This is a genomic window from Bartonella sp. AP9QHHD, assembly GCF_042195625.1.
Taxonomy (GTDB): Bacteria; Pseudomonadota; Alphaproteobacteria; order Rhizobiales; family Rhizobiaceae; genus Bartonella.
Genome location: NZ_JBHIOP010000034.1, coordinates 1 through 13,728 on the forward strand (window position 1 = coordinate 1; position 13,728 = coordinate 13,728).

Below are 13,728 nucleotides of genomic sequence, written 5' to 3' on the forward strand. Positions count from 1 at the left end.
TTCCCACTTGTCTAAAGCCTCAGCAACAGCAGCATAAAGAGCAACAGCAAAAGCATTATTAACCGGTGCATCAATGAGTTCTGCAACGCGTGAACCATAATCACGCCGCATTACACGCGAACCAATCCGTGTTGACAAAATATCAAGAATTGATTGGCGTAAATGATCAATGCCGGTCAATGACTTTCCCGTTGTACGGTCCATTCCACTGTTCAATTGGGACCTCCTGTCATAGAGCCACCAGAAGTAACACCGCCATGAACATGTGTTGCTCCTACATTGGTGCCGTTATGCTTTAGTCCACTTGAATGAATGGAAACATTATTCCCAGAATGAAGAGAGAGACTATCATTCGAATTCAGAGAAACGCCACCACCTGCCTTCAAAGAGATGCTGCCTTTTGCGTTTAAATTTATATCGCTTTCTGAAACAATCTTTATGCCTTCCGGTGCGGTAAGCTCTAGCTTGCCACCATCACCTTTTAGTGACACACCATCAGCGATTGTCAGGATAAACTTTCCACCTGATTTGATATGAATTCCATAAGTATTTTGTTCATCATCATATTCAAGGCTGGTTCCATCAGGGTATATCGTTCGGTGAATGCTGCCCTTATCGGCTGCTTGATTAGCATCGGTGTGAAGTGAACCAACAATCACCCCTTGTGATAAATCCCCTGATGACGAGATAACAATCACTTGCTCTCCGATATCACGCCCTTCATACGAGCGTGTTTTACCGGCGCGGGCTTGTGTGTCTGGAATCCAGTCACTGACAAGATTGCCACTTTTTATCCGATAGCGTGCGTTTTTATGGTCGACATGGCTAATTTTTCCCACCACAACCATATTGGCCACACGTCTTTTTAGATCTGTGATTTCTTTATCGCGCCGCTCTAACATGTCCACCTTCAATTTTATGGTATTTGTCTTGGTTTCCCATACCTGTTTCTGGTTTAAAACCGACAAGGGGTTCAACAACTCTTTCGGTTGCCTTTCCTTCATCAAGGCAGGGGATATTGGTGACGTAAGTTACGTCAAAGGTTAAAATTGCACCGTGGAGTGCTAGAGCGCCATTATCGCCAAAGGCAAAAGCAATATTTTGCAGGCGGCATGTTTCAACGCTGTTGTTGAGATTGGGATTAGCGTAGAAAACCTCCTCAACTTCCCATGCTAATTGGTCAACAAAACGCGCTCCATCTTCACATGTCGCATAACATTCAACATCTAGCGTTAAAACACGCCGCCTTATTCCATAATCATAGCCATCTTCAATCGTTTCACTTTGTGTTGAGATATTAATTGCAGGCATTGCTTCAATAAATAAATTGAAGTCACGCATATTGAAAACATTGTCACCAGCTGCCGTCTTTGCTGCCTTTATCAAAGCAACAAAGCTTTCCCTTATTGTTTCTCTCGGATGCATGAGTGTTCCTGTCCAATTAAGTGTATAAAATGATTGACTAGGATTAATAATGATACTATTATTGGTTATGAGCAATAAAGTTGAAAAAATAATCAGCTTGATGAAAGCATCACCAAAGAACATCAAGTTTTCAGATTTGTTGGCTGTATGTGTCTATTTCTTTGGAGAACCTCGGAACAATGGTACAAGCCACTTTGTTTTTAAAACACCGTGGCTTGGTGATCCTCGTGTAAATATTCAAAAAGATTCTGGTAACAAAGCAAAAGCTTATCAAGTCAAACAAGTCTTACAAGCGATAGAAAGGATGAAACATGAACAATAATCATTATACATATCGTGTTTTGTGGTCGCAAGAAGATGAGGAATATGTCGGATTGTGTGCAGAATTCCCATCCCTTTCATGGTTAGATGCTCAAGCAGAGAAAGCTTTAAAAGGTATTATGGACCTTGTTTCAGAAGTTGTTGAGGACATGCAACATAATGGAGAAGAAGTTCCTGTGCCTTTGTCACATGGTAAATACAGTGGTAAGTTTCAATTAAGAATACCACCAGAACTCCATAGAAAACTTGCAATACAAGCCGCTGAAAATGGTGTGAGTTTAAACAGATACATTTCCTCTAAACTTTGAATCTTTTAAAAGTCTATACGTACTAAAAGAAAATTAATTCTTATGAAACCCTCTAAATTAAAACAAATACCCGTTTTTAAGACGGATAAAGAAGCAGAAAACTTTGTTGATACTGCCGATCTTACAGATTATGACTTAACTGATTTTAAATCCGTTCATTTTGAGTTCTTACCTAAAGAAGTCTCTTGACTACCTCCCCACCTTTAACGATAGGGAGGGGAGTTTTGTTTTTAAGTTAAGCAACCTTTTTAATGGGGTTGTCTAAATTTGGTTCATAAGTTCGCAACAAAGAATCCATACGATGTGGAAGTTCTGAAGCTCCAAAATCTGTCAAAATTGCCAAGATTTTTGTAATATTGGGCACGTCATCTTGAAGCTTTAAAACTAGAACATTTTCTATTGCATTCATAGTTTGAACCAGAGCACTACAATCTTTGTCGCTCACATTTTCATCATTAGAAAATTGAGATAATGCCATCCACAAATCGCATAAGAAGTTGGTATCTATTTTCATTGCACACCCCCAAAGATTTGTTCTCTCAAACATGCCAATCCTCTAGATGTGATTTTCGTTGAAGGCAGCACCTTTTCTGTTCCATCTGGTCTTTGAATGGTGATAGCAGGGCAATCCATGAATCCTTTCTTGATCTTATCCTGATAAGGTAACAATGGCGCCCTTGGAGCCCGTCGATACACCCAATCATGTTTACGCAAGTAATCGGTTAAGTCCTTTGGTCTTACTTCCAACATCTTTGCTGCTTCTATCAAACCAAACAAACCATCAGAGCGTTTTAAGCCATCCAAAGCTTCTGCTTTTGGTGCTAATTCAGCAATAACATGATCTTTCTGCTCTATTTGATTTTGTAAGTGATTTAAAACACCAAGTAATGCTTCGGGTTTGGAGTAGTCAACTTGTGGGGTCGCTACTTGTTTCAAAAGCCGTTCGCATTTGATAAAGTATTGACGCGCTTCATGCCCTTTATCATTACGCTCTATCATCGAAAGATGTTTAGCCATGTCTAATGTAATGTGGTATTCTTTTATTTTTCCACCCCGGTAAAAATTTACCGCAGTTATAAAGTTTATATTTTCCTGAAATTTACATTCTTTAATGCGATTTTTAATCCAATTTCTAAATTCAGACTTTATTTCCAAAAACGCATGCAAATCACGCGCGTTAACAGTTTGAACAGTTTCCTGATCAATAATCCGTTCTTTAATTTCTATAAGAGTGTTCATGAGAACTCCTTGTGGGTTAGATGTTTTTGATTGACACTCCATAAGAGTGCCGGGTGCTCAAAAACACGGCCACAAGTCCGTCGTTACGCTTTTCCCATAAGGGTATTGTATAGCGTAACTACACCCGACAAGACTGTTATATGCTACGGCATATAATGAGTCAAAATCTTTAATGTATAGAAGACTGATTATTTCGGTAACCAATCCGCTTGCGGTTTAAGGTGTTTTTGAAGCACCTAATTCGATTATTCATACTCCTGTCACAATGTCAAGTGGCAATGTAATGTTTTTATAAAAGTAATCAAAACGGCTTGCTAAATAAAGATGCCTTATTGTTTCTGTTCCCGCAAGATAAGTTTATACATACCGGATTCAGAGGCTTGGACATCTGTGATCACGAAGTGTTCTTGAGAAGAGGGGGCTTTGTTGTTTTCAGGAGAGAGGACCACAATACTATCTTGAGGTTTTGGTGGTATTCCCCCGATGTCATTGATACAAAGATCAAGTTCCTTTCTTGCAATTGTGGTAGAGATTCTGCCACCGGCGTCCGATTCCGAATGTTTAATGCCGTAAATCGCTGTGATACGAAAAGATTGCTGGTTGTCCTTTCGCGTGTAGATGATGGGCTGCCCAAAAGTGTTGCGCACATCTTTAACCATTTGGTTTAGCAGCCCGTGCCATCGCATGTTATTTCGCTCCAATCACGGCTTTAAACAGCATTTCAGGGCGTGTGCAAATGTAAAGCGGATAGCTATAGACCTCCGGTTTTACCCATGCATTACGGTCGTGGTCGACGATAAGCATCGTGTAGAGAGGTCTTCCAACCGTGTTGGCAAAATCCAAGCTTTCACCAGGAGCAAAGGTTTTTTGGAAGACACCAGGTGCATCAACAGGAAAGAATTGGCATTCATCAGGCTTAATGCCTATAGCGCGCTTTGTTCCAGCCTTCGCACTTACATTATAGTTGTGGATACTCCGGTAATTGATAAAGGTTACACCCGCAAAGTCAAAACTGCCAAAGCTGCCCGAGCCAAGAGCGCTTGGTGTTGCAACACCTCCGGCGCTATTGAGTGTCTGTGCTAAGGCTGTGTTGAGATAAGTCTCACGAATTGTTTTATGGTTTTTCAATTTGGAGAAAAATTCATTTCCACAAAGCCCAATAATGCGTGAACGATCAGAAAACGCTCCTTTTGAAGCTTCAATCATCCTCATAATGACTTGGTCAACATGGTCAGCAACATTGGTTGTCTCATTATTTAATTTAAAATCAATCGGCTTTGGTGGTGCGATTTCCCATTCTTTGTACCAATCGACAATAACAGAGCCATCAGCATCAAGTACCACCCCTTGAACAGCGCCAAGCTGCATATTTTCCCATGTCAATTCGATTTCAGAAATCAGTTTCTTTTGTTTTCTGGCAATATATTTCATTGCTGTCTCGAGTTGATCTTCTGTCCCAAATTCACGCCGGTTTTGGATTTCCTCTGATTTCACCGTGTCACTTTTGGCAATGCGTGTTGTTTTGAAAAACCGAAGATTACGTCCATCTCTATCCCCTTCTGCCAAGGGGGCGCCACGTTCACTGGTTTGAATCAAGGACAATGTATTATCACGCCGTTCAATACCAACCACTGTGGTACTGGTTTCAACTTCTTCAAAAAGATTAAGAGAACTTACAAGACCAGGTTGAAACTCATAGTTTTCGATGGCTTTCATCATAGTGGTGGCTGAGAAAGCGTCGTGTTTAAAAAAATTCATATCCATGTGCGCATTCTCCTATCGCAATAAAATATTGTTATGGTCTTCGAGAGACTGAATGGCAGCACTTTTTTGTTCATCTGTAATGGCATCTGGCCATAGCAGTTCAGAAGCTTTTACAGTGCATAAGCGTGCTGTCATTACGGCACGTTGATCGGCTTGAGAGGCATCAACAGTGGCAAAAGAAATCCCTGCAGGGATTTGACTGCCATCTGATGCTGCTGGATTAAGGGGGACATAGTATTCCGTTGCGGTTATCTTTCCCATGACAGTTCCAGCTTCAATGAATGCTCCTGATGCAAACACCACTTCTTCGTTTGACATATCGGGGTCGTAAGGTCCAAGATAAGCGCCATTGCGTACGTCGTCATAAATAATATTCGTCATTTCACTGCCCTCCAAGCTGCTTCCCATTTTGCATAAATCTTTGCCTTGCTCGTCCCATCACTATGAGGGGTATAAGGCGAGACTTTTAAAGACGCGCTTTGAGAGCTAGCAGCCGTCAACACACACTGGCGTGCTTTCTCGACACTCATACCGTTTTGAATAGCTTTTGCTGCGTCAAAAGAAACGCCTAAGTGCTTTGCTTGCCTTTCAAGGGTTGTTAGTGCTTTTGCGCGCTTTCTTTCTTTTTCAAGAGCAGCTTTTATGTTTTCCTGCTTGTCCTCATTGTCTTCATCTTCATCTTCGTTTTCTTCTTCGTCGTCAAAGATTTCGGCGTTTTTGTCGATGTCACTATCGTCTTCGTCCTCTTCCTCGTCATTGATGATGTCGACGATCTTTTCGTCATCCTCTTCTTCAGCGCGGTATTGTGTGCGTGCCATGTGTTTTGTCCTTCTTTTGTTGCTATTGGGTTTTGTGATATGGAATCCGTTAAGGCTTCCAAAGCTTGCGCAAGGGTGCCCTGCGCATCTGCTAATCCAAGGGTGATCGCTTGGGTGCCTATAAAAGTTTCTGCTTTTGTGTCACGAATTGCAGCAGCATTTAAGCGTCTGTTTTGCGCCACCAAATCGACAAACATCTCGTAGAGCAGGGCGCAATCGGCTTGCATTTTTATCTGTGCTGTATCGCTCAAGGGTTCATGAGGGTTGCCATGGGTTTTGTGATCACCTTCAAAGACAAAGGTCCATTTATGCCCGTGTTTTTCATCTGCACGGGACTGGTCAAGATGGGCACAAACAACCCCAATCGAGCCCACAACCCCTGTGCGAGCTACCCATATTTGAGAAGCCGCACAAGCAATGGCATAAGCTGCAGAACAAGCAAACTCATTGGCATGTGCCCAAATGGGCTTGTCGTATTGTTTTGAGAGTGTTTGAAACTCTTCAACCAAATCAAACACACCACCGGCTTCTCCACCGCCGCTATCAATATCAAGTAAAACAGCGCGAACATCAGGTTGTGCAATGGCTTCACGAAAAGAAGCGCTTAAACCTTCATAAGAGGTTAGCCCCGATAAAGCCCCAAGCCATGCACCACGGCGCACAAGCGTGCCATGAACCGGTATTATGGCAACATTGTTTTGTACTACATAAGTTTCAGGGGGTCTTAAAGCTTCTGTATTCTCTTGCGAATAAGCTTCAATGGGAAACTTTTCTCCCTCAAAAAGGCGTGGTGCAAGAGCATTCAAAATGATATCAAGCTTTGTCGAGGCAAGCATATGAGGAACCCCAAAAAGCCGTGATGCCAAAAACGGCATATCAAGATTATTCACCATTTTTATGTGCCTCACTGCCTTGGTTACTTTCATAAGTTTCAGAAGGTTCTGAATCTGCGGTATCAATTACTTGATTGCTATCAGAGGTCGCTGCCATATCCGTGTCAAAAGATAAGCCGCGCGCACGAGCGTCTGTGTGCTCTTCTTGCAGTTCGGCATGAATGCTGTCGATATCAAAGCCACGCTCGGCAAGTGCCATGCGTCGTGTTTTCAAGCCTGCACGAATTTCTTCTTTTTCCGCTGAGATATCCTTGTTTGGATCAATCATTTCAAGCGGGGGTGCAAAGCTTTCACATTGAAGCCATGGCAAGGAATTTTCTTCCCACCCTGGCAAATTGACGCATTTGACAAGCACTGCCATTTCAACAAAACGCTCCCACACAATGCGGTTAAACTGAAAGGCAATAATATGTTCACGCCATTGTTTGACGTGCCGTCTAAACTGAATGATGGAGGTGCGTACATTTGAAAAATTCCCCCGCGTAACGTCTCCAGTCACAACGGCATAAGGCATATTAAGTGCTGCACAAATTTTCAAGATATTGCGAAATTGAAAAGCCTCGTAAGAGCCACCAACCTCAACAGGATTTGAGAATGTAACTTCTTTATTCTCTCCTAAATAAAGAGATGCACCGGGCGCAATGACAGGTGCTTTGTATTCTTCTTCAACGTTGTTTTTATCACGATTATCGGATAATTTTTCGACGTTTGGTGAATTGTCCTTGACAAACGCCGCGAAAAGAGCCGCCGTCCTTTTTCTATCGAGTTCTGCGTCGTCATAGGATTCGAGTTGAAAGATCTTTGTCATAGCGCGCGTTATTTTTGGAGAACCGCGCAATTGTCCGGCAATACGGCGCTCTTTGATATGAATGACCATTTCAGCAGGGACACGCACGCGCTCTTGGCTCTCAAATGCCATATTTGCAGGGACATCATCATAGGGGTGATGTTCCCAGAAATGATAAGCAACGCGCTTGCCACTGGCATTAAATTCAATCCCCATACGAATGTAATTGCCTTCAATATCAGCCGGTCCATTGTAAGTAAGGTCTAACATTTCGGTGGGATAAACTTGTAATTGAAGCGGCACACCAGAGCGCCCGTAGAGGTCAACATAATGTAGTCTTACAAAACATTCACCAGTTAGAAAGACTTCTCGTGCAATGGTTGCTTGAAGTCCATAAAAATTGGCATCTTCATCATAGTCCGCCTCATCAACCCATTGCCACCATAAGTCTAAAAGCTTTTTCTTTTCTTCTTGAAAACCTTCAATACGAGGATAAGGTTTAATCCCATCACTAACAGCCGCAGAGACCCATTCTTCCGTTGCAGACCCATAAAGAGATTCATTGTCATAAAGCCATCTTGAACGAGCAACAATGGTATCACCACATTCTTCAATCGCTTTATTGATATGTTTTTTTGCGGGGTCAAAACCACCCATACGGCGGCTTTTACTTGCAGCTTCAAAAGGCGGATTGTGTTGACGAGAAATTGTAAAAAAGCCCGTAAGTTTATTGATAAAGCCAGCCATTAATAGCCTCGTGATATATTAAAATAGAAAACGCGTGAACGCTTGCGTCCTTCAAGGTTGGCTATTTGTGTGTTCAGCATCTCAAGCGCTCTGCGCAGTTCCTCAACAGAGCGGTTACTGACTTGCTTATCGCCATGGCGTACCGATTGTGCACCTGAATAAAGAGCCTCTTCAATTTGTTCACGCCGCCTTTTTAAACTTTCCAGTCTGTCAATTTTGCTGTTAATTGGTTCTAAAGTTTCACCCACAAATTACCTCCAATCCCCTCGCATATAAGGATTCATCACTGTTCTGGATTGTTTCCTTTGAGGTTTTGCTATCTGAGATCTTCTTGGAGAAGTGAATGAAGAAATCCCAGATGTTGGTTGCTCTACAGAACCTTCAATTTTAAGTTTTTCCAAACGCTCTTCTAAGATATCAACTTCTCGATTAAGGTTTATTCCCGCCGAAATCAGACCTTGTAAAGCCGCATAAGCATAGACCCTACAATCCAAGGCTTCGTTTCTTGCCTTTTCGCTTTTTTGCCATTCAATACGCTTGAAGCCTTTGAAATATTTGATGACTTTTCTTTCAGCGGTTAGCTGGTCAAAATATTCCTGGTCAAGGCTTTTGTGAAAGTGTGTTGCACCAGCCCCTGATGCTTCAGGTCCCGATTTTTTAAACCGTGCCGTGATAATATCTTTTGCCGCGTCAACACCAACAATATAGAGATTAATCTGTCCTTTATTGTTTTTGCTTGGTCGGCGTGGCCATACCGCACGCCATCCCGCTTGCCCCTTAATGCCCCAGATACGCCGCCCTTCACGCGGGCGTACATAATTATAAACTGCCTGTGTGTGTCCACCACCGGTATCAATGCAAGCCGCTGTTATCCTAATCCCCTCTTTATAGCCTGGATGCGGCCAACGTTTTGCAAGATATTCATCCAATTGGTCCCACACTTCAAAAGAAGAGGGATCACCAAGGATCACTTGATAATCAATATGCCAACTTTCTTCACTACGCCCCCATCCCACCACTTCAAGTTCCAAGCGGTCATTTTGCACATCAATACCAGCTGTCAACACGACGGATTGTTCTGGTGCAAGGGGATAATCTTCGCGTTTTGCATAGAGGCTATCAGGATCAACAACTTCGCCTGTTCTGTCCTCCCATGGCTCTCCAAGCACTGTATTAATAAAAACTTGCAAAAGAGCAGGGTCTTCTTTGGCTCTTAAAAATTCGCGCGCACAATCGCCCCAAGTCAGCCATGGCGAATAAAGCGCTGAAATATGGTAAGAACGCAGACGAGGCTTACTTGACTCCTGTGTTGCGATCCAACAAGCACCGTTTTCTTCTGCCATTAAGGTGGACTTACGATGTTCGGCATGTTCATGACCACAATGCGCACAAACAAAAACAGCTTTTTCGGGGGCGCCTTTTGGCCACTTAATTTGTGACCAAACAATGGGTTGTAGAACACCACATGCATCACAAGGGACATTGTAATATCTCTGATCACCTAGCACAAAATCCTTGGCGATACGGCTTGTGTCACGGTGTGTCGGCGTAGACAATTTAAAAATTTTACGTTGAATAAAAGCAGAGGTTCGTTTTTCCGCAATTGTTACAGGATCGCCTTCATTATCGACATTCAATGGGTAAGCATCGACTTCATCCAAAACCAAATAGCGAATAGGAGAAGAACGCAATCCAGCAGCACTATTTGCTCCTGTAATCATCAATGTCCCCCCATAAAATTCCTTTGAAAACATTGTATTTCCACTGTCTCTTGCACGAGCAGGAGCAATGCGTTCGCTTAAAGCAGGGCTAGCTGAAATCATCGGATCAAGACGAGACTTTGACAGTTTCTTAGCGGTCTCAACTGTCGGCATTACATAAAGGGCAGGTCCTGGACTATGATGAATGGCATAACCACAAAAGTTCAACGCTGCTTCCGACATTCCAATCTGAGCCCCCTTCATCACAACCGTTGTTTCAGTCGGATCATAAACAGAAAGATTATCCATGATCTCTCGTAAATAGGGGGTACGTATAGTCCTCCATAATCCAGGCTCTGCACTCGTAACTGTGCTCAAATAACGATTTTTATCAGCCCACTGGGAAACAGTATAAGGCGGGTCAGGACGGCGTCCTTCATTCGCATAGCAAAAAAAGAGCCCAGCATCAGAGGACGAGGGCAAAGCATCACTTATCATGTTCTGGATTCTCTTCTAAAATGTTGGGATCGTGAAAAGAAACAGGGACGACATTTTCCACTAAAGCTTTGCGCATATGATGATCGATAGCTCCAATAAGGCTCGCAGCATCACATCCCACTTGCGCCGCAATTTCAGTACCAAAGCGATAGGCAAAATTGAGCATTGTATCTCGATGCGCTCTTCCAAAGTTCCATGCTTCTTTTCTCACTTCTTCACGATCAACAGTGGTTTCGCGTAACTTTTCCAGAGCAATTTTTTCTTTTGCTAGCGCAACTTGCATTCGCTCCAGTTTTATCTTGTATTCATTGGCTCCATCTGTGGAGGCTTGTTTGATCTTTGTCCGCACCTTTCCATCAGGCGCTAAAAATGGGGGTGGGCGCTTTGTTGGATTCTCATTCCAGATGGCTGTTGCAAGGGCTTCATTGACAGAACCATCTTCAAAAAGAGCCGCATCAAATTTACCTGTCTTTATCCGAGAAACCACCGCATTATGTGAAACACCCATCTTCTTCGCAAACGCACGAACCGATAGACCCTTACGATGCTTCTTTGTCATAGTTGCTCCTTGCTTTTTCTCTGCCATAAGAAGTAAGAGTTTACGGTGTTACGAATGATTGACAATCGGGTATAATCCGGTATATATTCCGGTATGAAAACAGATACACTCCAAATTACACAAGAATTGTTGGCTCTCATTGCTGAAATTGATGAGTTCAAAGGGGCATGGCGCGCCCTTGGTACTCTTGCACCTGAGCGATTGAACGCTCTTCGTCATATTGCTACTGTTGAAAGTATTGGATCTTCCACACGCATTGAAGGGAGTAAGTTAACAGACCGCGAAATCGAACAGCTTTTGGTAAATTTAGAAATTAAACGTTTCAAGAGTCGTGATGAACAAGAAGTTATCGGTTATGCCAAGGTTATGGAAACAATCTTTCAATCTTGGAGTGATATTTCTATTACTGAAAATCATATTAAACAACTTCATCGTGATCTTTTGTGTAATAGTGAGAAAGATCAACGACATCGAGGTGAATATAAGACTTTACGCAATGATGTAGCAGCATTTAATTCTCAAGGGAAAATGGTTGGCATTGTTTTTGAAACAGCTACACCATTTGATACACCATACCGAATGCAAGAGCTTATTACTTGGTTCAATAAAACCAATGAATTAAAGGATCTTCATCCTTTACTTACGATTGGTATTTTTAATGTAACATTTTTAGCTATTCATCCTTTTCAAGATGGAAATGGACGTTTAAGCCGTATCTTAACCACCCTTCTTTTGTTACAAAAAGGTTATGTTTATGTACCATATTCATCACTTGAAAGCATTATTGAGAATAATAAAGAAAGCTATTACTTAGCTTTAAATCAAACTCAAAAAACAATTTATACTAAAACACCCAATTGGGAGCCTTGGATACTCTTTTTTTTACGTGCTCTACAAAAACAAAAACGCCAATTAGAAATAAAAATAGAGAGTGAAAAAAATGCTCTTTTTTCCTTATCTGAATTGGCTCTTAATATTCTTGATTATGTGCGTAATCACGGACGTGTTACAACCCGCGATATGGTGCGTGAGGTTGGTGCAAGCGCTAATACACTTAAAGTAACTTTTACATCATTAGTTGAAAAAGGTTTTTTGATACGTCATGGTGGTGGACGATCAACTTGGTATAGTGCACCTTAATTTTATTACCTTCTTAACCACCTCCCCATTGTTGAGAACGGGGAGGGGAGTTCTATTTTTTTAATTAAGCAACCTTTTTAATGGGGCTCTCCAAATTTGGTTCGTAAGCTTTTAACAAAGGCTCCATAATCGGGGGAGGTTTTAAGGTTCCAAAATTTGTAATCATTGCCAAAATTCTGAGTGCATTTGGTGATTCATCTTGAAGTTTTAAAATCAAAGCTTTTTCTATTGCATCCATGGTCTCAATGAGAGCATTAAAAGCCTTATCTTCGACATCATCACGATCAGAAAATTGAAACAAAGCCATCCATAAATCACATAAAAAGTCGATACTGGTGTTCATTGTACACCTCCATGGATTTGTTCTCTCAAACATGCCAATCCTTTTGGTGTGATTTTTGTTGAAGGGAGCACCTTTTCTGTACCATCCGGTCTTTGAATGGTGATAGCAGGACAGTCCATGAATCCTTTCTTGATCTTATCCTGATAAGGTAACAGCGGCGCCCCTGGAGCCCGTCGATACACCCAATCATGTTTACGCAAGTAATCAGTTAAATCCTTTGGTCTTACTTCCAACATCTTTGCTGCTTCAATAAGACCGAATAAACCATCAGAGCGCTTTAAGCCATCCAAAGCTTTTGCTTTTGGTGTCAATTCTGCAATCACATGATCTTTATGTTCTATTTGGCTTTGTAGATGATTCAAAACACCAAGCAATGCTTCCGGTTTGGAATAGTCAACTTGTGATGCAGTTATCTGTGGTGTTGCTACTTGCTTCAAAAGCCGTTCACATTTGATAAAGTATAAACGAGCTTCTCTACCTTTCTTATTGTTCTCAAGCATAGAAAGCTCTTTTGCTACATTTAGTGTAAGATAATATTCTTTTAACACTACATTTTGACGTTCGCCAGTTTTGGCGAGCGTTAAAATATAATCTATTCCCTCTTCTAAATTGTATTTGATAATACGGTCTTTAATCCAATTGGAAAAGTCTCGTTTTGCCTCTAAGAATGTGTGCAGATTACGTGCATTTACTGTTTGAACAATTTCCTGTCCAACAGTTTGTTCCGATATCGGAATAAGAGTGTTCATTGTGAACTCCTTATGGTTAAATGTTTTCATTGACACCTTAGAAAGGTATCGGGCGCTGAAAACACGGCCATAAGTCCGTCGTTATGCTTTCCCCCGAAAGGGTATTTTATGGCATAACCACACCCGACAAGACCAGTATACGCCATACGCATATAATGAGTCAAAGCCTTCAATGTACGGAAAAAGATTGTATCGGCAATCCATCCGCTTATGGTTTTAAGGTGTTTTCAGGCACCTGATCCGAAGATACCTATTACTGTAGAATTGTCAAGTAATAAAAATTACTTTTTGCTAAGAAAACGTTTCACATACTGTACAGTGTACATATTGAAATCATTATTTATCAATGAGTTAAATGTACAATGTACAGTCAAATTGAAAATTCTGTCGCTAGCGATAGTTCGCACTAGCCTGTTCCGCAACGAAGCCAACCCGCT

General features: G+C 41.7%; 20 protein-coding genes. 4 read left to right on the forward strand and 16 right to left on the reverse strand.

Features of this window, described 5'->3' with window-relative positions; genetic code table 11:
• The 3 genes from ACFIK4_RS02570 to ACFIK4_RS02580 form a co-directional block, all read right to left on the reverse strand.
• Positions 1-216 (reverse strand): GPW/gp25 family protein (locus ACFIK4_RS02570; protein ID WP_375674877.1); only part of this gene is annotated, 216 nt, incomplete at its 3' end.
• Positions 213-902, reverse strand: coding sequence for a phage baseplate assembly protein V (locus tag ACFIK4_RS02575; RefSeq protein ID WP_375674879.1), 690 nt, complete (start codon positions 900-902; stop codon positions 213-215). The genes ACFIK4_RS02570 and ACFIK4_RS02575, both read right to left, overlap by 4 nt.
• A complete protein-coding gene (locus ACFIK4_RS02580) occupies positions 883-1,425 on the reverse strand; it encodes a hypothetical protein (RefSeq protein ID WP_375674881.1) in 543 nt (180 codons plus the stop codon). The genes ACFIK4_RS02575 and ACFIK4_RS02580 overlap by 20 nt, the downstream gene beginning before the upstream one ends.
• Before the next feature lie 49 nt (positions 1,426-1,474).
• Here ACFIK4_RS02580 and ACFIK4_RS02585 point away from each other — a divergent pair, with 49 nt between their 5' ends.
• From ACFIK4_RS02585 to ACFIK4_RS02595, 3 genes are read left to right on the forward strand one after another with little or no spacing between them, the layout of a single operon-like run.
• Entirely contained in the window at positions 1,475-1,747 is a 273-nt protein-coding gene (locus ACFIK4_RS02585) for a toxin HicA (RefSeq protein ID WP_012231065.1), read from the forward strand.
• Positions 1,737-2,054, forward strand: coding sequence for a type II toxin-antitoxin system HicB family antitoxin (locus ACFIK4_RS02590; protein ID WP_004856761.1), 318 nt, complete (start codon positions 1,737-1,739; stop codon positions 2,052-2,054). The genes ACFIK4_RS02585 and ACFIK4_RS02590 overlap by 11 nt, the downstream gene beginning before the upstream one ends.
• Before the next feature lie 42 nt (positions 2,055-2,096).
• Positions 2,097-2,243 carry a CopG family antitoxin gene (locus ACFIK4_RS02595; RefSeq protein WP_375630421.1) on the forward strand — a complete coding sequence of 49 codons (147 nt, stop codon included), beginning with the start codon at positions 2,097-2,099 and terminating at the stop codon, positions 2,241-2,243.
• 46 nt (positions 2,244-2,289) lie between these two features.
• On the opposite strand, the gene ACFIK4_RS02600 is transcribed toward ACFIK4_RS02595, so the two are convergent.
• The 11 genes from ACFIK4_RS02600 to ACFIK4_RS02650 form a co-directional block, all read right to left on the reverse strand.
• The gene (locus ACFIK4_RS02600) at positions 2,290-2,568 is read right to left on the reverse strand and encodes a hypothetical protein (RefSeq protein WP_375620501.1); all 279 of its coding nucleotides are present in this window, start codon (positions 2,566-2,568) and stop codon (positions 2,290-2,292) included.
• Entirely contained in the window at positions 2,565-3,293 is a 729-nt protein-coding gene (locus ACFIK4_RS02605) for an antA/AntB antirepressor family protein (RefSeq protein WP_375674883.1), read from the reverse strand. Before ACFIK4_RS02605 ends, ACFIK4_RS02600 begins: the two co-directional genes overlap by 4 nt.
• Before the next feature lie 329 nt (positions 3,294-3,622).
• Positions 3,623-3,979, reverse strand: a complete 357-nt coding sequence (locus ACFIK4_RS02610) for a hypothetical protein (protein WP_375674885.1) — start codon at positions 3,977-3,979, stop codon at positions 3,623-3,625.
• Between the two features lies 1 nt (position 3,980).
• Positions 3,981-5,057 carry a major capsid protein gene (locus ACFIK4_RS02615; protein WP_375674887.1) on the reverse strand — a complete coding sequence of 359 codons (1,077 nt, stop codon included), beginning with the start codon at positions 5,055-5,057 and terminating at the stop codon, positions 3,981-3,983.
• 12 nt (positions 5,058-5,069) lie between these two features.
• Positions 5,070-5,438, reverse strand: a complete 369-nt coding sequence (locus tag ACFIK4_RS02620) for a head decoration protein (RefSeq protein ID WP_375662289.1) — start codon at positions 5,436-5,438, stop codon at positions 5,070-5,072.
• Positions 5,435-5,587: a hypothetical protein gene (locus ACFIK4_RS02625; RefSeq protein ID WP_246350187.1), complete on the reverse strand. Its 153-nt coding sequence runs from the start codon at positions 5,585-5,587 to the stop codon at positions 5,435-5,437. The genes ACFIK4_RS02620 and ACFIK4_RS02625 overlap by 4 nt, the downstream gene beginning before the upstream one ends.
• 110 nt (positions 5,588-5,697) lie before the next feature.
• Positions 5,698-6,768 carry a S49 family peptidase gene (locus ACFIK4_RS02630; protein ID WP_375674889.1) on the reverse strand — a complete coding sequence of 357 codons (1,071 nt, stop codon included), beginning with the start codon at positions 6,766-6,768 and terminating at the stop codon, positions 5,698-5,700.
• Entirely contained in the window at positions 6,758-8,302 is a 1,545-nt protein-coding gene (locus tag ACFIK4_RS02635; RefSeq protein WP_375674891.1) for a phage portal protein, read from the reverse strand. Before ACFIK4_RS02635 ends, ACFIK4_RS02630 begins: the two co-directional genes overlap by 11 nt.
• Positions 8,302-8,550, reverse strand: a complete 249-nt coding sequence (locus ACFIK4_RS02640) for a phage head-tail joining protein (protein WP_375674893.1) — start codon at positions 8,548-8,550, stop codon at positions 8,302-8,304. The genes ACFIK4_RS02635 and ACFIK4_RS02640 overlap by 1 nt, the downstream gene beginning before the upstream one ends.
• 3 nt (positions 8,551-8,553) lie before the next feature.
• A complete protein-coding gene (locus ACFIK4_RS02645; RefSeq protein WP_375674895.1) occupies positions 8,554-10,500 on the reverse strand; it encodes a phage terminase large subunit family protein in 1,947 nt (648 codons plus the stop codon).
• Positions 10,490-11,059, reverse strand: a complete 570-nt coding sequence (locus tag ACFIK4_RS02650) for a hypothetical protein (protein ID WP_375635138.1) — start codon at positions 11,057-11,059, stop codon at positions 10,490-10,492. Before ACFIK4_RS02650 ends, ACFIK4_RS02645 begins: the two co-directional genes overlap by 11 nt.
• A gap of 93 nt (positions 11,060-11,152) precedes the next feature.
• Here ACFIK4_RS02650 and ACFIK4_RS02655 point away from each other — a divergent pair, with 93 nt between their 5' ends.
• Positions 11,153-12,199 (forward strand): Fic family protein, encoded by a 1,047-nt coding sequence (locus ACFIK4_RS02655; RefSeq protein WP_375674897.1) that lies wholly within the window; start codon positions 11,153-11,155, stop codon positions 12,197-12,199.
• Positions 12,200-12,263: 64 nt separating this feature from the next.
• Here the strand turns inward: ACFIK4_RS02655 and ACFIK4_RS02660 are convergent, their stop codons facing one another.
• The gene (locus tag ACFIK4_RS02660; protein WP_375613969.1) at positions 12,264-12,542 is read right to left on the reverse strand and encodes a hypothetical protein; all 279 of its coding nucleotides are present in this window, start codon (positions 12,540-12,542) and stop codon (positions 12,264-12,266) included.
• The gene (locus tag ACFIK4_RS02665; RefSeq protein WP_375674899.1) at positions 12,539-13,291 is read right to left on the reverse strand and encodes a phage antirepressor KilAC domain-containing protein; all 753 of its coding nucleotides are present in this window, start codon (positions 13,289-13,291) and stop codon (positions 12,539-12,541) included. Before ACFIK4_RS02665 ends, ACFIK4_RS02660 begins: the two co-directional genes overlap by 4 nt.
• Positions 13,292-13,728: the final 437 nt, after the last annotated feature.